The 19236-nt window shown below is 69.3% G+C and carries 15 protein-coding genes, 1 tRNA gene and 3 pseudogenes; 8 read left to right on the forward strand and 11 right to left on the reverse strand.

The features are described from left to right. Positions 1 to 47: 47 nt before the first annotated feature. Positions 48 to 908 (reverse strand): Cof-type HAD-IIB family hydrolase, encoded by an 861-nt coding sequence (locus OG293_RS17795; RefSeq protein ID WP_405999775.1) that lies wholly within the window; start codon positions 906 to 908, stop codon positions 48 to 50. Between the two features lie 144 nt (positions 909 to 1052). Between OG293_RS17795 and OG293_RS17800 the strand changes: the two genes are divergently transcribed. Further along, entirely contained in the window at positions 1053 to 1952 is a 900-nt protein-coding gene (locus OG293_RS17800) for an LLM class flavin-dependent oxidoreductase (protein ID WP_405999776.1), read from the forward strand. Between the two features lie 117 nt (positions 1953 to 2069). Here OG293_RS17800 and OG293_RS17805 read toward each other — a convergent pair whose 3' ends face one another. From OG293_RS17805 to OG293_RS17825, 5 genes and pseudogenes are all read right to left on the reverse strand, one after another. Continuing rightward, a complete protein-coding gene (locus OG293_RS17805; protein ID WP_405999777.1) occupies positions 2070 to 2684 on the reverse strand; it encodes an RNA 2'-phosphotransferase in 615 nt (204 codons plus the stop codon). A 131-nt stretch (positions 2685 to 2815) separates the two neighbouring features. Continuing rightward, positions 2816 to 3763, reverse strand: a complete 948-nt coding sequence (locus OG293_RS17810) for a MerR family transcriptional regulator (protein ID WP_405999778.1) — start codon at positions 3761 to 3763, stop codon at positions 2816 to 2818. Positions 3764 to 3788: 25 nt separating this feature from the next. Further along, positions 3789 to 4046: pseudogene (locus OG293_RS17815) on the reverse strand (metal-dependent hydrolase); the annotation flags it as partial. Positions 4047 to 4066: 20 nt separating this feature from the next. After that, complete coding sequence (locus OG293_RS17820) at positions 4067 to 5836, reverse strand: SDR family oxidoreductase (RefSeq protein ID WP_406003630.1); 1770 nt, start codon at positions 5834 to 5836, stop codon at positions 4067 to 4069. Positions 5837 to 5847: 11 nt separating this feature from the next. After that, a pseudogene (locus OG293_RS17825) lies at positions 5848 to 6215 on the reverse strand (hypothetical protein). A gap of 260 nt (positions 6216 to 6475) precedes the next feature. Between OG293_RS17825 and OG293_RS17830 the strand changes: the two are divergent. The 7 genes and pseudogenes from OG293_RS17830 (at position 6476) to OG293_RS17860 (ending at position 12033) form a co-directional block, all read left to right on the forward strand. Then, positions 6476 to 7441 carry an ABC transporter ATP-binding protein gene (locus tag OG293_RS17830; protein WP_406003631.1) on the forward strand — a complete coding sequence of 322 codons (966 nt, stop codon included), beginning with the start codon at positions 6476 to 6478 and terminating at the stop codon, positions 7439 to 7441. Beyond that, the gene (locus OG293_RS17835; RefSeq protein ID WP_405999779.1) at positions 7438 to 8352 is read left to right on the forward strand and encodes an ABC transporter permease; all 915 of its coding nucleotides are present in this window, start codon (positions 7438 to 7440) and stop codon (positions 8350 to 8352) included. Before OG293_RS17830 ends, OG293_RS17835 begins: the two co-directional genes overlap by 4 nt. Continuing rightward, the gene (locus OG293_RS17840; protein WP_405999780.1) at positions 8349 to 9260 is read left to right on the forward strand and encodes an ABC transporter ATP-binding protein; all 912 of its coding nucleotides are present in this window, start codon (positions 8349 to 8351) and stop codon (positions 9258 to 9260) included. Before OG293_RS17835 ends, OG293_RS17840 begins: the two co-directional genes overlap by 4 nt. Before the next feature lie 17 nt (positions 9261 to 9277). Next, complete coding sequence (locus tag OG293_RS17845; RefSeq protein ID WP_405999781.1) at positions 9278 to 9997, forward strand: ABC transporter permease subunit; 720 nt, start codon at positions 9278 to 9280, stop codon at positions 9995 to 9997. Between the two features lie 290 nt (positions 9998 to 10287). Then, positions 10288 to 10989 (forward strand): annotated as a pseudogene (locus tag OG293_RS17850) (hypothetical protein). A 69-nt stretch (positions 10990 to 11058) separates the two neighbouring features. Further along, the gene (locus OG293_RS17855; protein WP_405999782.1) at positions 11059 to 11739 is read left to right on the forward strand and encodes a rhomboid-like protein; all 681 of its coding nucleotides are present in this window, start codon (positions 11059 to 11061) and stop codon (positions 11737 to 11739) included. A 207-nt stretch (positions 11740 to 11946) separates the two neighbouring features. Next, a tRNA-Ser gene (locus tag OG293_RS17860) sits at positions 11947 to 12033 on the forward strand. Between the two features lie 100 nt (positions 12034 to 12133). Here the strand turns inward: OG293_RS17860 and OG293_RS17865 are convergent. The 5 genes from OG293_RS17865 to OG293_RS17885 form a co-directional block, all read right to left on the reverse strand. Then, complete coding sequence (locus tag OG293_RS17865) at positions 12134 to 12937, reverse strand: HAD family hydrolase (RefSeq protein ID WP_405999783.1); 804 nt, start codon at positions 12935 to 12937, stop codon at positions 12134 to 12136. Continuing rightward, entirely contained in the window at positions 12934 to 14211 is a 1278-nt protein-coding gene (gene serS / locus OG293_RS17870) for a serine--tRNA ligase (RefSeq protein WP_405999784.1), read from the reverse strand. The genes OG293_RS17865 and serS overlap by 4 nt, the downstream gene beginning before the upstream one ends. Positions 14212 to 14831: 620 nt before the next feature. Then, positions 14832 to 15767, reverse strand: a complete 936-nt coding sequence (gene pheA / locus OG293_RS17875; RefSeq protein ID WP_405999785.1) for a prephenate dehydratase — start codon at positions 15765 to 15767, stop codon at positions 14832 to 14834. Between the two features lie 27 nt (positions 15768 to 15794). Beyond that, complete coding sequence (gene efeB / locus OG293_RS17880; RefSeq protein ID WP_405999786.1) at positions 15795 to 17042, reverse strand: iron uptake transporter deferrochelatase/peroxidase subunit; 1248 nt, start codon at positions 17040 to 17042, stop codon at positions 15795 to 15797. Positions 17043 to 17049: 7 nt separating this feature from the next. Next, positions 17050 to 19230, reverse strand: a complete 2181-nt coding sequence (locus OG293_RS17885) for a copper resistance protein CopC (RefSeq protein WP_405999787.1) — start codon at positions 19228 to 19230, stop codon at positions 17050 to 17052. Between the last annotated feature and the right edge of the window lie 6 nt (positions 19231 to 19236).

Consider the following 19236-nt stretch of genomic DNA (forward strand, 5'->3'; position numbering starts at 1 on the left):
CGCAGCCCTCACGGACTGTCCACCGAGGCCACGGTCGTGTCGGCTCCCTAGGGGGTCCCGGTCTGTCGGGCGAGGATCTGCTCGATGACGACCGCGACTCCGTCCTCGTTGTTGGCGACGGTCCGCCCTGACGCCGCGGCGATCACGTCCGGGTGGGCGTTGCCCATGGCGTACGAGGTTCCTGCCCAGGTCAGCATTTCCACGTCGTTCGGCATGTCCCCGAAGGCGACGACCTCGTCGGCGGAGATCCCGCGCTGGGCACAGCACAGCGCCAGGGTGCTGGCCTTGCTCACGCCCAGGCCGCTGATCTCCAGCAGTGCGGTCGGGCTGGAGCGGGTGAAGGAGGCGAGCTCACCCGCGGCCGTACGCGCCAGGGACAGAAAGGCGTCGGGTGCCAGCTCGGGATGCTGCGCGAGCAGCTTGATCACCGGAGCGGACTCACCGGGACGCTCCTCGTGGAGCAGTTTCTCGGCGGTGGCGACGGTCGCTCCCGGGTCGAGATGGAACGGCGGGTACCCCGGCTCGTAGTGGATACCGGTCGTCAGCTCGACCGCGAAGGAGGTGCCGGGCGCCGCGTCACGCAGCACGTGCACGACAGCGAGAGCTGTCTTCCGGTCCAGGGGACGGACCTGCAGAACCTCTCCGCCCGCGTGCAGATCGACGACGGCCGCGCCGTTGGCGCAGATCGCCAGCCCGTGACGATGCACATGCTCGCTGACGACATCCATCCAGCGTGCGGGCCGGCCTGTGACGAAGAAGACCTCGATCCCGGCTTCCTCGGCGGCTGCGAGTGCGGCGACGGTGCGGTCCGAGACGGACTTGTCGTCGCGCAGCAGAGTGCCGTCCAGGTCGGTGGCGATCAGCCGAGTGGCAGCGGGCAGAGGGCGGGGATCGGTAGCAGAGGTCACAGGCACATTCTCCCGTACCTGTGTGCACGGGTGTGCGACAGGGTGCACAGGTGAGTACGCCCCGGCTCCTCAATCCGTGCTGGGTCCCGGGGCCCCTTCGGTGGGCGGCGGGGAACGCTCCCGGAGCCACGTACGCTCGACGGCATGCGTTTGAGTACCGTGATCCTCCCTGTCCGTCCCTGGCACCATGGTGGCCGCGACGAGTGGCTCCGAGCCGAGCGGCTCGGCTTCCACACCGCGTACACCTACGACCACCTGTCGTGGCGGACCTTCCGCGACGGCCCGTGGTACGGCGCGGTCCCGACGCTCACGGCCGCTGCCGCGGCCACCGAGCGGATGCGTCTGGGCACCCTGGTCACCTCGCCCAACTTCCGGCATCCGGTGACCCTCGCCAAGGAACTGATCTCGCTCGACGACATCTCGAACGGAAGGATCACCCTGGGCATCGGCGCGGGGGGCATGGGCTTCGACGCGACCGCGCTGGGCCAGGAAGCCTGGACGCCGCGGGAACGGGCCGACCGCTTCGCGGAATTCCTTCCGCTGCTCGACCGGCTGCTGACCGAAGACTCCGTGACGTACGAGGGGACCTTCTACTCGTCGGTCGAGGCGCGCAACATCCCCGGCTGTGTCCAGCGGCCGCGTCTCCCCTTCGCCGTCGCCGCCACCGGTCCGCGCGGCCTGAAGCTCGCGGCGAAGCACGGGCAGGCGTGGGTGACCACGGGCGACCCGAAGATCTTCGAGACGGGCACGCCCGAGGAATCCGTCGAGGCGATCCGCGGACAGATGGAGAAGCTCGGCAAGGCGTGTGCGGACGTCGGCCGTGATGTGGCCGAGCTGGACAAGATCCTGCTCACCGGCTTCACGCCGGAGCCCGGACGGGTGCTGGAGTCGCTGGACGCGTTCGTGGACTTCGCGGGCAGGCATTTCGAGCTGGGCTTCACGGAGATCGTGATCCATGCGCCGATTCCCGACACGTACTTCGCGGCGGACCAGGCGGTCTTCGAGCGGATCGCGACGGAGGGCCTCGCCCAGCTGAGCCGCTGAATCCCGAGCCGCTGAATCCCGAGCCGGCGAACCTGCGCGAGCCCCGGGCGGGCGTGAGCCCCCGAGTCGGCGAACTGCCGGGCTGCGCGAGCTGCTGGCCGTGGTGGCCGCGTGGTCCTACGCGCCCCGCGGCCCGGGGAAGCGCAGAAACTCCGGCGGCACCGCGTCGGTGAGCCAGACGCCATTGGCGCTGACACGGAAGACATGGCCCGCCCGGTGCATCGCCGCGGCGTCCACCGAGAGGACGACCGGGCGACCCCGGCGGGCGCCGACGCGGGTGGCGGTCTCACGGTCCGGCGAGAGATGGACGTGGTGGCGCTTCATCGGGCGCAGGCCCTCGGCGCGGATCGCCTCCAGGCTGCGGGCGACGGTGCCGTGGTACAGGTGCGCGGGCGGCTCGGCCGGGGGGAGGTCCAGGTCGACCTCGACGGTGTGGCCCTGGTTGGCGCGGATGAGCGTGCCGTCGATCGTGAAGCGCTGCTTGTCGTTGACGGCGACGACATGGTCGAGCTCGGCGCGGGTGAAGGGAAAGCCGTGCGCGGCCGCGGCGCGCATCAGCGCGTCGATCGTCACCCAGCCGTTCTCGTCGAGGGTGATGCCGATCCGCTCCGGCTGGTGCCGCAGGTGCTTCGAGAGGTACTTCGACACCTTCACGGTGCGTCTCTCGTCAGGTTTCTCGTGAGCTCCTCCGCCGGGACCGGAGGCGGGTCTTTTGTCGGGACGTTCGTTCATCCCGTCAGCGTGCCCGGCGTCCGGGACCGGCGCCACTCAAAAAAATCGCTCTGGAGGTTTGATCCACAGCCAACTGTAGTTATCCACAAGGGAATTGGTGATTCTGTGGACAACCGCGTTGTGATTTATGGTTATTGATCAAATTGCCTGGAATGCCTGGCTCTTGTGGTCAATGCGTCCAAAGTCCTGGCCTGCACTTCTCGTTCGGTCGCCGCTGCGATGAACGCCGCGGCATGCTCCGGCCCGACAAGGCTGTTCACGGCCTGCATTGTCTCCCGAGGGAGCGTCACTGAAGGAGGCTCGATCTGCGCGGGGGGAGGTTCCTCGGCACTCAGGTGCTGCTGAAGATTCCGAGTGGCGAACGTCCGCATGGCCCGCGCCAGTTCGGCATCGACCGTCTGCTGGGCGAGCGGTCGCAGCCGCCGCACCATGGATGCCGCTTCGGCCGCGTCCGCATCGGTCGGCGGACGATGTCCCAGGTAGCGGGCGAAGACATGCTCGGTGGTGAACTCCATGAAACGGGCGGCGATGTGTTCGACCTGACCGCGAAGCTCCCTGAGGTGACCGGAGATTGCCGAGAGTGGCACACCGGCCGCGTACAACTCCGCTGCCACCGCGAGCTCTTGTGGACTGGGTACGAGGAATTCGTCGTGCTGCTCCGGGATGCGTTCCAGTACGCCGAGCTCGATCGCCTCCGCGATCGCAGCCTCGTCCGGCTTCCCGCCGAACTTCGTGTCCAGTTCGGCGCGGGTGATCCGGGCAGCCTCCTCGTCGGTCCACGGGCCCTGCACCTCCGCGACCAGGCCCAGCACGCCGCCGAGCCCCCGCCCCGCGTCCCACGCCTCCAGCAGTTCCTTGATCGAAGCCAGGGTGTAGCCGCGGTCCAGCAGGTCGGCGATCTGCCGCAGCCGGGCGAGATGGGCCGCCCCGTACACATTCGACCGGCCGCGGCGCACCGGCTTCGGCAGCAGCCCCCTGTCCTGGTACGCGCGGATGGTGCGGACGGTGGCGCCGCTGTGGTGCGCCAGGTCCTCGATCCGGTACTCGGCGACCGGCTGCGCGACTGACTGCTCGGACAAGCCCGCTCCCTCGATGACAGGCCGCCTACGACAAGGCGGCGCGGCCCACCGCCCCCGCCGCGGCGCGAGCCGCGGGCGAGGTCGCGAGATAGTCCACGGCCCTGCGCAGCGAGCCCTCCTGCGAGGGATGGTACGACCGCCGGAAGTAGCGGGGTATGGCCGAGCCCAGCTCCCTCCAGGTGGGCAGCAGTCCCTTGGCGACCGCGCGGTTGTGCTCCCGCAGGGAGTACCGCAGCCGGCCGGCGAGCAGGGGATCGTGCCGGATCAGGTAGGCGGCGCCCCATCCGATGTGCGCTTCGGTGCTCACAGCGGCGGCTCCAGCCGGGCGATCGCCCTCACGGTCCTGGGCATGAAGCGGGATATGAAGTGGGCGCCGCGTGCTTCGGGTGTCACCGGCACCACCGCCTGGTTCTTCACGACGGCCCGCAGGATGGCGGCGGCCACCTTCTCCGGAGGGTAGTTGCGCAGGCCGTACAGCCGGGCGGACCGCTTCTGGCGTCGTTTCTCCTCGGCCGCGTCGACTCCCGCGAAGCGGGCGGTGGACGTGATGTTGGTGTTGACGAAGCCGGGGCAGATCGCCGACACCCCGATCCCCTGTCCGGCCAGCTCGGCCCGCAGGCATTCACTGAGCATCAGCACGGCCGCCTTGGACGTGCTGTACGCGGGCAGGGCCTTCGACGGCTGATAGGCCGCCGCCGACGCGGTGTTGACGATATGGCCGCCCTGTCCACGCTCGGCCATCTGCCTGCCGAACAGCCGACAACCGTGGATGACGCCCCACAGGTTGACGTCGAGAACCTTTTTCCAGTCCTCGGCGCTGGTCCGGAGGAAGGAGCCCGACAGCCCGATGCCCGCGTTGTTGACCAGGACATCCACCACGCCGTACTCGGTGGCGACCTTCTCGGCCAGCTTCTGCATCGTCTGTTCGTCGCTGACGTCGGCCGTCTCGCCCCAAGCATCGGGCGCTCCGATCAACCGGGACATCTCCGCGGTCCGCGCGGCCCCCTCCGCGTCCCGGTCCACGGCCACGATCCGCGCCCCTGCCTCGGCGAACGCGAAGGCGGTCGCCCTCCCGATGCCGCTGGCCGCCCCCGTCACCAGGACGAGCTGCCCCCCGAAGCGCTCGGCGTACGGGCTCTTGGTCAGGGTCTCCCGTGCGGCCACTCCGGCGGCGTGGCCCTCCTGGGCGGTGACGAAGTCTCCGATCCAGGCGGAGAGCTGATCAGGCCGGGTGCGCGGGACCCAGTGCTTCGCCGGCAGCGAGCGGCGCGTCAACTGCGGCGCCCACTGCCCCAGCTCGTCGTAGAGCCGCTCGGACAGGAAGCTGTCTCCGGTCGGTGTGATCAGCTGCACCGGCGCGTGCGCATAGGCGTCGGAGCGCGGGCGGCGCAGCCGGGCCCGGACGTTGTCGCGGTAGAGCCAGGCGCCGTGCGAGGCGTCCTGAGGCAGCGAGGCGGTGGGATAGCCGTCGCCGGACACCTTCTCCACCCGCTTGAGGATCTTCGGCCACTGCTTGCCCAGTGGTCCGCGCCAGGCGAGCTCCGGCAGCACCGGCGTATGGAGCAGATACACATACCAGGACTTGGCGCCCTGACCGAGCAGCTGGCCCACTCCGCGGGGTGTGGGCCGGCTGATCCGCTTCTTGATCCAGTGTCCGAAGTGGTCGAGGGACGGACCCGACAGGGAGGTGAAGGAGGCGATGCGGCCCTCGGTGCGCTTGACCGTCACAAACTCCCAGGACTGCACCGAGCCCCAGTCGTGCCCGACCAGATGTACCGGCCTGTCCGGGCTCACCGTGTCCGCGACCGCGAGGAAGTCGTCCGTCAGCTTCTCCAGGGTGAAGCCGCCGCGCAAAGGGGCGGGCGCGGTCGACCGGCCGTGGCCCCGCACGTCGTACAGCACGACATGAAAGCGGTCGGCCAGCCGCCGGGCGACCTCGGACCAGACCTCCTTGCTGTCCGGATAGCCGTGTACGAGCAGCACGGTCGGCTGTGTCATATCGCCCAGTTCGGCGACGCACAGCTCGATGCCCCCCGTACGGATCCAGCGCTCCCGCGCCCCCTCGAGACCCACACCGACCAGACTCACGCCGCCCCCTCCTCCGCCCAGCGCCGCACATGCGGCAGGTCGTCGTCCAGCCAGAACGCGCTCTGCTCGGGGTCCTTGGAGTCGGTGACGACCAGGACCTCCTCGAACATCGCGCCCGTCCCCCGGAATCCGAGGTGCGGCTCGACCGCCCACAGCCCCGGCCGAGGCTGGTGGTCGGAGAATGGGAACCAGTCGTGCACCCCTCGCTCACGCAGCCAGTCGCGTATATCCGGGCCGCGCCGCGCTCGGTCACTCCGGGCGTGAGCTGAGCGGCGACCGCCTCCGCACATGCGTACGCGAGACGCCGCACCTCCCTGAACCCCCGCAGTTCCGCGGTCGGTTCGCTCTTCACTGCTGAGGTCATGCCGGCTCCCGTCCCGTTGCGGTACTCGCTCGTAACGTGACACTGATGAATGTGACAATGCCTGGCGGCTGCGTCAAGAGCCGTGCAGAACCTGTGGACAACCGGCCGGTGAAAGGCTGTGGAAAACTGCCGCCCCCCGAGGAAGCGTGGCACTTTCGTCGCAGGCCCCCTACGGGTCCGTACCTCTGGAGTCGGACACGGATCCAGCCGCGCAGGCTGACGCTCGCTGTGTCGTGCGCCACTACCGTCGAAACGTGACTGTGATCGCGACCGAAAGCCTGAGCAAGCGGTTCCCCAGGGTGACCGCTCTTGACCGGCTCTCGTTGGACATCGGACCCGGTGTGACCGGCCTGGTGGGCGCCAACGGAGCCGGCAAGTCCACGTTGATCAAGATCCTGCTGGGTCTTTCCCCTGCCACGGAGGGCCGTGCCGCCGTGCTCGGTCTCGACGTCGCCACGAGCGGCGCCGCCATCCGGGAGCAGGTGGGATACATGCCCGAGCACGACTGCCTGCCGCCCGATGTCTCGGCCACCGAGTTCGTCGTCCACATGGCGCGCATGTCCGGGCTGCCGCCGACGGCCGCCCGCGAGCGCACCGCCGACACCCTGCGCCACGTCGGTCTGTACGAGGAGCGGTACCGCCCCATCGGCGGCTATTCGACCGGCATGAAACAGCGCGTCAAGCTGGCTCAGGCCCTCGTCCACGACCCGAAGCTGGTCCTCCTGGACGAGCCCACCAACGGCCTCGACCCGGTCGGCCGCGACGAGATGCTCAACCTCATCCGCCGCATCCACACCGACTTCGGCATCTCGGTCCTGGTCACGTCCCACCTCCTCGGCGAGCTCGAACGCACCTGTGACCACGTCGTCGTCATCGACGGCGGCACGCTCCTGCGCTCCAGCTCCACCAGCGACTTCACCCAGACCACCACGACCCTCGCGGTCGAGGTGACCGACACCGACACCCACCCCGACGGCACCGCGGTGCTCCGAGAGGCTCTCGTTGCCGCCGGACTGACACTGCACGCGGGCGTGGAGGACGGTCTGCCCGGAGCGGGCCACATCCTGCTCATCGAGGCGACGGGCGAGGAGACGTACGACGTCGTGCGCGACACCGTCGCCGGGCTCGGCCTCGGTCTCGTACGGATGGAGCAGCGCCGCCACCACATCGCGGAGGTCTTCCGTCCACAGGCAGCGGCGCAGCCCATGGAGGTGCAGGCGCGATGAGTACGGAGATGACCGGGGCCCAGAGCGGGATCCGGAACGAAACCACCCGGATCCACAACATCGGATACCGGAACTACGAAGGCCCGCGGCTCGGCCGGGCGTACGCCCGCCGCTCGCTCTACTCGCAGTCCCTGCGCGGCGCATACGGACTCGGCCGCTCGGCCAAGTCCAAGGTTCTGCCGATGATCCTCTTCGCGGTGATGTGCGTGCCCGCGGCGATCATCGTCGCGGTCGCCGTCACCACCAGGCTCAAGGACCTGCCCCTCGACTACACCCGCTACGCGATCGTCACGCAGGCGGTCATCGGCCTCTTCCTGGCGGCGCAGGCACCGCAGTCCGTCTCGCGCGATCTGCGGTTCAAGACGGTTCCGCTGTACTTCTCGCGTCCCATCGAGCGCATCGACTACGTGCTCGCCAAGTACGGGGCGATGGCCTCGGCCCTGTTCGTCCTGACCGCGGCGCCGCTGGTCGTCCTCTACATCGGCTCGCTGCTCGCCAAGATGGACTTCGCGCACCAGACGAAGGGCTTCGCGCAGGGCCTGATCTCCGTGGCGCTCCTCTCCGTGCTCTTCGGCGGCCTCGGCCTGGTGATGGCCGCGCTCACACCGCGCCGCGGCTTCGGTGTCGCCGCCGTCATCGCGACGATGACCATCACCTACGGCGCGGTCTCCACCGTCCAGGCGATCGCCTGGGGGACCGGGGCGCCCGGAGCGATCCAGTGGCTCGGCCTCTTCTCGCCGATCACGCTCATCGACGGCGTACAGACCGCGTTCCTCGGCGCCACCTCCGCCTTCCCCGGAGAGGCGGGACCGGGAGCCGGTGCGGGCGTGGCCTATCTGATCGTCGTCCTCGGGCTCGTCGCCGGCTCGTACGCCGTGCTGATGCGCCGCTACCGAAAGGTCGGGCTGTGACCACCATCAACATCGAGCACACCTCGCGGTGGTTCGGCAACGTCGTGGCCGTCAACGACGTGACCATGACGATCGGCCCCGGTGTCACCGGTCTTCTCGGCCCCAACGGCGCCGGAAAGTCCACGCTCATCAACATGATGGGTGGTTTCCTCGCCCCCTCGACGGGCAGCGTCACGCTCGACGGTCAGGCGATCTGGCGCAACGAGTCGGTCTACCGCCAGATCGGCGTCGTCCCGGAGCGCGAAGCGATGTACGACTTCCTCACCGGACAGGAATTCGTCGTCGCCAACGCCGAGTTGCACGGGCTGGGCAAGAACGCGGCCCAGAAGGCGCTGGCCACGGTCGAGATGGAGTACGCGCAGGACCGCAAGATCTCGACGTACAGCAAGGGCATGCGGCAGCGCGTGAAGATGGCCTCCGCCCTGGTGCACGAGCCCTCCGTGCTGCTCCTCGACGAGCCCTTCAACGGCATGGACCCGCGCCAGCGCATGCAGTTGATGGACCTGCTGCGGCGGATGGGCGCGGAAGGCCGGACCGTGCTCTTCTCCTCGCACATCCTGGAGGAGGTCGAGCAACTCGCCTCGCACATCGAGGTGATCGTGGCCGGCCGGCACGCCGCGTCCGGCGACTTCCGCAAGATCCGCCGGTTGATGACCGACCGGCCGCACCGCTATCTCGTACGGTCCAGCGACGACCGGGCGCTCGCCGCGGCCCTGATCGCCGACCCGTCGACCGCGGGCATCGAGGTCGACCTGGCCGAGGGCGCGCTGCGCATCCAGGCCGTCGACTTCGGCCGGTTCACCGCACTGCTGCCGAAGGTCGCCCGCGAGCATTCCATCCGGCTGCTCACGGTCTCGCCGTCGGACGAGTCCCTCGAATCGGTCTTCTCCTACCTCGTAGCGGCCTGAAAGGAGCTGTGACGTCCATGTACAACCCCACAGTCGCCCGGCTCACCTATCGGGCCGTGCTCGGCAGGCGCCGGGCAGCGATCCTCTTCGTGCTGCCCGGCCTGCTGCTGCTCATCGCGCTCGCGGTACGCAGCCTCAACGGCGTCGACGACCAGGTCGCCGCCGATGTCCTGGGCGGGTTCGCCATCGCCACGATGGTGCCGCTGATCGGAGTGATCGCGGGCACCGGGGCGATCGGACCCGAGATCGACGACGGTTCGATCGTCTATCTGCTGGCCAAGCCCGTGAAACGCCCGACGATCATTGTCACCAAGCTCTTTGTGGCCGTCGCGATCACCATGGCCTTCTCGGCGATTCCCACCCTGATCGCCGGATTCATCCTCAACGGCAACGGCCAGCAGGTCGCGATGGCGTACACGGTGGCCGCGCTGGTCGCCTCCATCGCGTACAGCGCTCTGTTCCTGCTTCTCGGTACGGTCAGCCGGCACGCCGTCGTCATCGGGCTCGTCTACGCGCTGGTCTGGGAGACGCTGTTCGGCAGCCTGGTCCCGGGGGCGCGGACTCTGAGCGTGCAGCAGTGGTCGCTCTCGCTCGCCGAGAAGATCGCCGGCGAGGGGCTGATCGGCTCGGACGTGGGGCTGCCGCTGGCGGTGACGCTGCTCGCGGGGGTCACGGTGGTGGCCACGTGGTACGCGGGCCAGAAGCTGAGGGTGCTGAAGCTCGCCGGCGAGGAGTGAGAGGGCGGGGCCTCGGCCCGTTGTGGATATGAAGTCAACCCCCGTCCGGTGGACGGGGGTTGACTGGCATATGCATGACTTCGCGTGACCGTACGCTTATCGGTTCGTTGTTCACTGCGCGTGGAGGCAACTGGAGTTCGTAGCGACGAGCGTTCGTGAAATTGGGGATTGCCGGTGCCGGATCGAAAGCCGGGCCGGTCATTGGGTGAGTAGCACCGTGAGCCGACCTCCGCCCCTGTGCCCGGGGAGAGGGCGGTCCATGATCGGTTCCACGAACGGAAGGCATACCCATGCCATCGGAAGTCGCCCTGCTGGAGTCGCGCGCGATGCGCGACGAGTATCTGGGGCGTGTAGACGTCCTGGACAAGGTGAAGGCGCTTGTCATGCTCCCCGACGGGGTTCACGTTCGCACAGAGGAGGTGGCCTCCTATTTCGATATCCACAGAGACGTTGTCCACAGCATCGTCAGGCGTCATCGTGATGAGCTCCAAGTCAATGGCATGGTCACGCTGAAAGGTGCTGAGCTGCGGGATTTCCATGTGGTCATTGCGACCACATGAGGCGAAAGTTATCCACAGGCTGCCACTCGGCTCAGGTTCTTCACGCGCCGGGCTGTGCTCAACATCGCGATGCTTCTTCGCGACAGTGACACTGCCCGAAGCGTGCGCACCTACCTCCTCGACGCCGAGGAGGGCCGTCCCGACGGGTACGCGTCCCTTGAGCGGCGGGTCGCGAAGACCGAGGCCGGTCTGGACACCGTCGGCCACGCGCTCCAGGAGCTCGGGCCGGTGCTCAACCGGATGTCCCTCAGGCTCGACAGTCTCGACCGACGGCTGGAGGCCACCAATCAGGTCGTCGGTGCCATCAGCAACCGGCTCTGCGATCTGTCCGACGACATGCGGAGGATGGAACGCCGGATGGACACCAGGATGGACGGCATCGCCCATCAGGTGAGGGAACTGAACGTCAGCAGGCGCCGTAAGCGTCGCTGACCCCGCTCGCGGACGGGGGACACGGCGTCCCCCGTCCGCACGCGGACGCGGACGCGGCATGATCGAGGGGTGACCTCAGCGAGCGACCGTACGGGCCAGGGCGAGCCGTCCCGGCCGGTATCGAGCTGGATCCGGGCCGCCCCCGGCACCCATATCTGGCTGCTGATCATCGCAGTCACCAGCCTGGTCATCGAATTTTCCAGCGAGGGTCTGGAGCGCTACCTTCTGCACCGGAGCAGCAGCAATATCCACGAGCTCTCCGAACACCCCCTCCAGTCCCTGCTGACCAGCGCGTTCTGGATCGAGAACCCCTCATCCCTGCTCCTGTACGTCTTTCTCTTCGAGGTCTTCCACGCCCAGGTCGAGCGCTGGGTCGGCACAGCGCGCTGGCTGTTCACCGTGGCCACGGCGCAGATCGCGGCCACCCTCATCAGCCAGCGGATCGTCCAGCTGGGCATCGAGAACCAGCAGGTGCCTGCGCGGATGGCCTATGTCGTCGACGTCGGGGTGAGTTACGGGCTCGCCGCATCCGTCGGCATCCTCACCTACCGGATCCCGCGTCCCTGGCGCTGGCTCTATCTCGCCGGCGCGCTCGCCTTCTTCGGCGTGCCGCTCGCCACCGGCGGAACCTTCACCGACATCGGGCACGCAATCGCGCTGGGCATCGGGCTCTCGTGCCGGCCGCTGACCCCGAAGCGGGGCGCCGGAAAATCGGTGGCGCCGAATCGCCGCCCGGGGCAGAGTAGTTGAGCCGGCGCACACCAGTGCGATCGGCGTCACCCGCCGGGAGAGGAGCGCGACGATGACCGAGAGTACGAGTGCGAGTCCGTCGAGCTCCCAGCAGGGCAGCGCCGGGCAGGCAGCGGAGTAGCCACCGACCACTCCGCGAAGCCGCCCGCAGACAGCTGCCCGGGGGCGGCCGCTTCGAGCGCGCATCTGCGCGGGCCGCCCCCTCCCGGAGGATTGGCCGAGTGGTAAGGCAGCGGCTTGCTAAGCCGTCGTCGGGGCGGGAGCCCCGCGCGCGTTCGATCCGCGCATCCTCCGCGGGGCCCTTGAACGGCCCGACAGACCGAGAGCACCCCCGACACGCCCTGTACGACAGGGAACGGAAGGGAACGGGCATCCGCGCGGCGCGTCAGGGCGGTCAGCGCGCCAGCAGTTCCTCCAGCACCACCGCGATGCCATCGTGGTCGTTCGACGCCGTGATCTCGTGCGCCACGGCCTTCAGTTCCTCGTGCGCATTGGCCATGGCCACACCGTGCGCGGCCCAGCCGAACATCGGGATGTCGTTCGGCATGTCACCGAACGCGATCGTGTCCGCGGCCCGCAGTCCGAGCCGCCGCGCGGCGAGGGAGAGACCCGTCGCCTTGCTCAGTCCCAGCGGCAGGATCTCCACGACGCCCGCGCCTGCCATCACCACGTCCACGAGCCCGCCGATCGTCGCCCTGGCGGTCTGCGCCAGTGCGTCGTCGTCCAGTTCGGGGTGCTGGATGTACACCTTGTTCAGCGGGGCCGACCACAGCTCGGCCGGGTCCTCGTAAGGGACCACCGGCAGCGGTCCCTCCTGCACCCGGTACCCGGGGCCGACCAGCACCTCGCCGTCGAGCCCGTCGCGGCTCGCGGCCAGCGCCAGCGGGCCGACCTCTGCCTCGATCTTGGAGAGAGCCAGACCGGCCAGCTGCCGGTCCAGGGTCAGCGACGTCAGCAGCCGGCGCTCGCCCGCGTGGTAGACCTGCGCGCCCTGTCCGCAGACGGCGAGGCCGTCGTACCCCAGGTCGTCCAGGATGTGACGGGTCCAGGGCACGGCACGTCCGGTGACGATGATGTGCGCGGCGCCCGCCGCGGTGGCCGCGGCGAGTGCGTCGCGCGTGCGCTGCGAGACGGTGTCGTCGCCGCGCAGCAGTGTGCCGTCGAGGTCGGTCGCGATCAGGCGGTACGGGAAGCTCACTTGGAGACCGGCTCCAGCACTTCGCGCCCACCGAGGTAGGGGCGGAGCACCTCGGGCACCCGTACCGAACCGTCCGCCAGCTGGTGGTTCTCCAGGATCGCCACGATCGTGCGCGGTACGGCGCAGAGCGTGCCGTTCAGCGTCGCCAGCGGCTGCACCTTCTTGCCGTCGCGCATACGGACCGACAGACGGCGTGCCTGGAAGCTGTCGCAGTTCGACGCGGAGGTCAGCTCGCGGTACTTGCCCTGGGTGGGGATCCACGCCTCGCAGTCGAACTTGCGCGAGGCCGAGGCACCGAGGTCCCCGGTCGCCACATCGATCACCTGGAAGGGCAGCTCCAGGCCGGTCAGCCACTGCTTCTCCCAGTCCAGAAGCCGCTTGTGCTCGTCCTCCGCGTCCTCGGGAGCGACGTACGAGAACATCTCGACCTTGTCGAACTGGTGCACCCGGAAGATGCCGCGCGTGTCCTTGCCGTAGGTCCCGGCCTCGCGGCGGAAGCACGGCGAGAATCCGGCGTACCGCAGGGGCAGCTTGTCGGCCTCGATGATCTCGTCCATGTGGTACGCGGCGAGCGGGACCTCGGAGGTGCCGACCAGGTAGTAGTCGTCCTTCTCCAGGTGGTAGACGTTCTCCGCGGCCTGGCCGAGGAAGCCGGTGCCCTCCATGGCGCGCGGGCGGACCAGCGCCGGGGTGAGCATAGGGATGAAGCCGGCCTCGGTGGCCTGCGCGATCGCGGCGTTGACCAGCGCGAGCTCAAGGAGCGCGCCCACGCCGGTGAGGTAGTAGAAGCGCGATCCCGACACCTTGGCGCCGCGCTCCACGTCGATGGCGCCGAGCTTTTCGCCGAGCTCCAGGTGGTCCTTGGGCTCGAAGCCCTCCGCGCCGAAGTCGCGGACCGTGCCGTGGGTCTCGAGGACGACGAAGTCCTCCTCGCCGCCGACCGGGACGTCCCCGTGGACGATGTTCCCGAGCTGGAGCAGCAGTCGCCTGGTCTCTTCGTCGGCCTCGTCCTGGGCGGCGTCGGCCGCCTTGACGTCGGCCTTCAGCCGCTCGGCCTTCGAGAGCAGCTCGGCGCGCTCTTCGGGTGTGGCCTTGGGAATGAGCTTGCCGAGCTGCTTCTGCTCGGAGCGCAGCTCGTCGAAGCGGAGGCCGGACGACCTGCGCCGCTCATCGGCGGAGAGCAGGGCGTCGACGAGGGCGACGTCCTCTCCACGGGCGCGCTGGGAGGCGCGAACACGGTCGGGGTCCTCACGGAGCAGGCGAAGGTCAATCACCCCACCAGGCTACCGGTGCCAACTCGCGCCACCCCACTCGATATAGCCTTGCGTGTCACTTTGTCCGAATTGCCGGAATTTGGAAAGCTGCTGGCAATTCGCGGGGGTGGGGCGTCAATAAACGCGCGGCTATTCGCCGGGAAGGGGCATGCGGTCGATGCCGGCATTGACCCGATTCCTCTGCGGCCCCTTGCGGGAGACGGACTCGGCCCCCCTTGTCCACAGGGATGCGGGCCGCCGCAAGGTTATCCACAGGGTGTGTGCGGAATCTGTGGACCACGGAAGTGATCGTTTTTCGGTCCGCGCGCGAGCCGAAGGATTCCCTGCCCAAACCACCCTCACGCGCTCATTCGGGTGGGAATTGCTCGCCCCAAAGAGTTGATCAATGGAATACAGGTGACATTGAGGTGACGCGGGCGACATGCCGTCCTGTGGACGGAAGTGGGGTGACTGGGCCGATTTGTCGACCATGTCGCGTTGTGTTGTCGACTTGTCCCCAGGTCGAGACACATGCCTGTGGATAACTTCTGTGGATAACGAAAATCTGCAGGTAGGACCAGTCGGAGGCGCGCCAAGTATGGTCGAGGCCACGGCTGGGACCTGCCGGGGGCGGAAACCGCTCAGGCCCGGCCGTCCTGGCAGCGCGCCAGCCAGTCCGAAGCCGCAGTGAACTCCGCATCCGACGTCCCCGCACGCAGCGCCCGTACGTCCTCGACCGCGACACCCGCCCGCGGATACGAACCGAGGAACCGCACGTTCGGACAGATCCGCTTCAGACCCATCAGCGCCTCGCCCACCCGGCGGTCCGAGATATGTCCCTCGGCGTCCACCGCGAAGCAGTAGTTCCCGATCCCCGCGCCCGTCGGCCGGGACTGGATCAGCATCAGGTTGACGCCGCGCACCGCGAACTCCTGGAGCAGCTCCAGCAGCGCACCGGGATGGTCGTCACCCAGCCAGATGACCACCGACGTCTTGTCCGCACCGGTCGGCGCCGCGGGCCTCGCGGGCCGGCCCACCAGCACAAAGCGCGTCTCGGCGTTCTCGGCGTCATGGATCTCGGTGACCAGCGGCTCCAGGCCGTACGTCGCCGCCGCGAACTCGCCCGCGAAGGCCGCGTCGTACCGCCCCTCCTGGACCAGTCGCGCGCCGTCCGCGTTCGAGGCGGCCGACTCCCACAGCGCGTCCGGGAGATGGGCTCGCAGCCAGTTGCGCACCTGCGGCTGGGCGACCGGATGGCCGGTCACCGTCTTCACCTCGGACAACGCGGTGCCCGGACGTACGAGCAGCGCGAAGGCGATCGGCAGCAGCACCTCGCGGTAGATCATCAGCGGCTCGCCGGAGGCCAGCTCGTCGAGGGTCGCGGTGACGCCGCCCTCGACGGAGTTCTCGATCGGTACGAGTGCCGCGGCGGCGTCTCCGTTGCGTACGGCGTCCAGCGCCGCGGGCACGGACAGCATGGGGACGAGCTCCCGCGTGGCGGCTTCGGGCAGCGTGCGCAGGGCGGCCTCGGTGAAGGTGCCCTCGGGGCCGAGATAGGTATAGCGCGTGGCCGACATACCGTCACCCTAATGGGCGGCCGTAGGTCACGACTCCAGAAGCAGCTGCCCCACGTACTCACCCTCCTGGGGCCCGCGCGGTGCCGCGAACAGTCCGCTCGCCTCGTGCCGGATGAACGCGGACAGCGCGTCGCCCCGGTCGAGCTTGCGCTGCACGGGGACGAAGCCGCGCAGCGGATCGGCCTGCCAGCAGATGAAGAGCAGGCCCGCGTCCGGTGTGCCGTCCGCGCCGATGCCGTCGTGGAAGGAGAACGGCCGCCGCAGCATCGCCGCGCCCCCGTTCTGCTCCGGCGCGGAGATCCGGGCATGGGCGTTGCCCGGGATGATCAGCTTGCCGTCGGGGCCCGTCCTGTCGAGGGCGAGCTCCGTCGTCTCGCTGCCGCCCGTCAGCGGAGCGCCATCGGCCTTGCGACGGCCGATGACCTGCTCCTGCTTCTTCAGCGGGAGCTGCTCCCAGTCGTCGAGCAGCATCCGGATCCGCCGTATGACGGCGTACGAGCCCCCCGCCATCCAGGCGTGCTCCGTCATGGGCGGGACGAAGATCCGGCGGTCGAAATCGGGCTCGGACGGCTTCGGATTGCGCGTGCCGTCGAGCTGGCCCATCAGATTGCGGACCGTCATCGGCTTTCCTGTGGCGCCCGGCGAACGGTTGAAGCCGTTCATCTGCCAGCGCACCCGCGCCGCCTTCCCGGCCGCCTTCTGCACCGCGCGCAGCGCGTGGAAGGCGACCAGCGCGTCGTCCGCGCCGATCTGCACCCAGAGATCGCCGTTGCTGCGCTTCGCGTCCAGTTGGTCGGAGGAGAAGGCGGGCAGGGGGTCCAGCTCCTGCGGGCGCCGGGCGACCAGACCCGTACGGTCGAAGAAGGTACGGCCGAAGCCGAAGGTGACGGTCAGCGAGGAGGGGCCCGCGTCCAGGGCGACGCCCGTGTCGCCGTCGCCGGCCGCGCGGCCCGCCATGAGTTCGCTCGCGAGCGTGGACCAGCGGCGCATCAGCGCGGCGGCTTCCTTGCGGCCCGCTCCCGGGGCGAGGTCGAAGGCGATCAGATGGCCGCGGGCCTGAAGCGGGGTGGTGATGCCCGCCTGGTGGGTGCCGTGGAAGGGGACACCGGTGGAGCCGACCGTCGCCAGCGTGGCGGGGGCGTCGCCGGACGCCACGGCGTGGGCCGCCGCGCCGCCCGCCGCCCCCAGCAGGAGGCCGCCGGCGCCGGCGGCGCCCACGGTGCCGATCAGCCGGCGCCTGGAGATGTCCTTGTCGCTCACGGGATTGTCGCTCACGGGTGGTTCAGCCGATCTTGATGTTCTTGTCGACGGTTGTCTGGTCGATGTCGGAAGTGCGCACGGTCACCTGGACCTGCCAGTCGCCGGGCATCGGGATCTGGACGGGGTCCGCGCTCCAGTGTCCCGTGGCGACGCGGTCGGGCGTGATCGGCAGCGGGCCGATCTGCTTGGCCTTGAGGGTGAAGGAGACCTTAACCTCCGCCACGTCCATCGGCTTCAGGTCCGGGTTGTAGAACCAGACGTGCATCTCGTTGGCGCCGGGAGCGGCGGGGTCGAGACTGAGGCGGATAGTGCCCTTGCCGTTCTGGCCGCCGGTGTCGAAGGGCAGTTTGATCTCGGTGGGGCCTGCGGGTGTCTCGGGCTCGGACGCCTGGCTGCCGGTGATCCTGGCCGTCTCCTCTTCCGTACGGCCGGGTTCGGTGGCCGTCAGGATGGTGGTCACGGCCAGCAGCACCACCGCGATGCCGGTCTCGGCCAGAACGGAACGGCGCAGTCCAGAACGTTGCGGGTCGGCGTCCCTGTCCTTCTTCTTGCGGGCGGTGGCCACGGCGGCCTGCTGACGGGCGAGTTGCGCGGCCCGCCCGGGATCCGCGTCGCCGTCGGCCCCGGTACCGGCCTTCTCGGCAACCGCTGTCCCGGTACCGGTCTTCTCGGACACGGCCGACTCCGCTCCGGCCGACTCTGCTCCGGCCGACTCCGCACCGGCCGTCTCGGTGACGGCCTTCTCGGTCACGGTCTCGGACTCGGTCTCGGTCTCGGACTCGGGGATGGGGACGGGGACGGGGACGGGGACGGTCTCGGACTCATCTGCCGCGTCCGTCCCTTCGGTCTCTTCAGCCTCCTTGGCCTCCGTGGACTCCTCCGACTCGTCGTCGGCCTCCACCACCGCTTCGGCGCTTTCCTCCTCTTCGGCGGTCTCGACTCCTTCTGCGGTCTCCGCCAGCCGCGCCGTCCACCGCCGCGAGATCCACGCGACCGCGATCAGGACCGCGACCAGTCCGATCTTGACCAGCAGGAGCTGTCCGTACGAGGTCCCCGTCAGCGCCGACCACGAACCGACCTGACGCCAGGACTGGTAGGTCCCGGTCGCGGCGAGCACGACGACGCTGGTGAACGCCACCGTTGAGAAGCGCCGTATCGCCGCCCGTTCGATCGACGGCGCTCGGTAGAGCGCGGTCAGCAGCGCCGCCAGCCCGCCGAGCCAGCTCGCCACGGCCAGCAGATGCAGCACGTCCACCGGCATCGCGAGCCCCGGCTGGATTCCGGTCGATGCGTGCTCCGACAGCGCCCAAGTCGCCGCGATCCCGGCCGCGACGACCGTGCCGCCCATGGCCAGGCCGAAGGTGAGGTCCTTCTTCTCGCCCTCGTCCTCCCGTTTGGCGTACGCCCCGAAGAGCACGGCGATGAACAGCGCTGCCGCGCCGAGCAGCATCAGGCGGGAGCTGAGCGCCGCCCCGGTCTTGGTCTGCAGGACGTCCCGCAGTCCGCCGAGGTCGAAGGCGTCCGCGAGCTTCCCGGAGCCCGTGTACGGGGTGCGCAGCAGCAGCGTCGCGAGCGTCGCGGCGGTGAGTGCCACCCAGCCCTGGACGACCAGGCGTTGCAGCGGCCGTACGGACGCGCCGCGCCGCCAGCAGACGAGGATGAAGGCAGCTCCGCCGACGAGCAGCACAAAGCCGGTGTACGCGGTGTAGCGCGCGATGTCGTAGAGGACGCCGACCACGCCCCCGCCGGCCTCCTGGGCGGGCAGGACGGCGGCAGTCTTGGAAGGCGCGCCGATGGAGAACGTGAACGCGCCGGAGACGGGGTGGCTGTCGGCGGAGACGGCCTGCCAGGCCACGGTGTAAGTGCCCTTGGGCAGACTCGGCAGCAGATCGACACCGTAGGTGACCTTGCCTCCGGTGCCCAGGTCGCGGACCTCGGCCTTGTCCGCGCGTTTGCCGCTGGGTTCGAGGACCCGGATCGAGTCCTTCCCCATGGCGACCTGCTCGGAGAAGGTGAGGGTGACGTTCCTGGGGGCGGTGGCGACCACCGCCCCGTCCTTCGGATTGCTCCCGGTCAGCGCGGCATGGGCCGACGCTGGGCCGGCGCCGGCCAGCAGCATGCCGAACAGCGTGCCGACGAGCACGGTCGCGGTGAGCAGCAGCCGGAGGGGAGATGGGCCGAAGCGCGGGGCGGTGGCTGTCATGGATGA

The organism is Streptomyces sp. NBC_00829 (assembly GCF_045161795.1).
GTDB lineage: Bacteria > Actinomycetota > Actinomycetes > Streptomycetales > Streptomycetaceae > Streptomyces.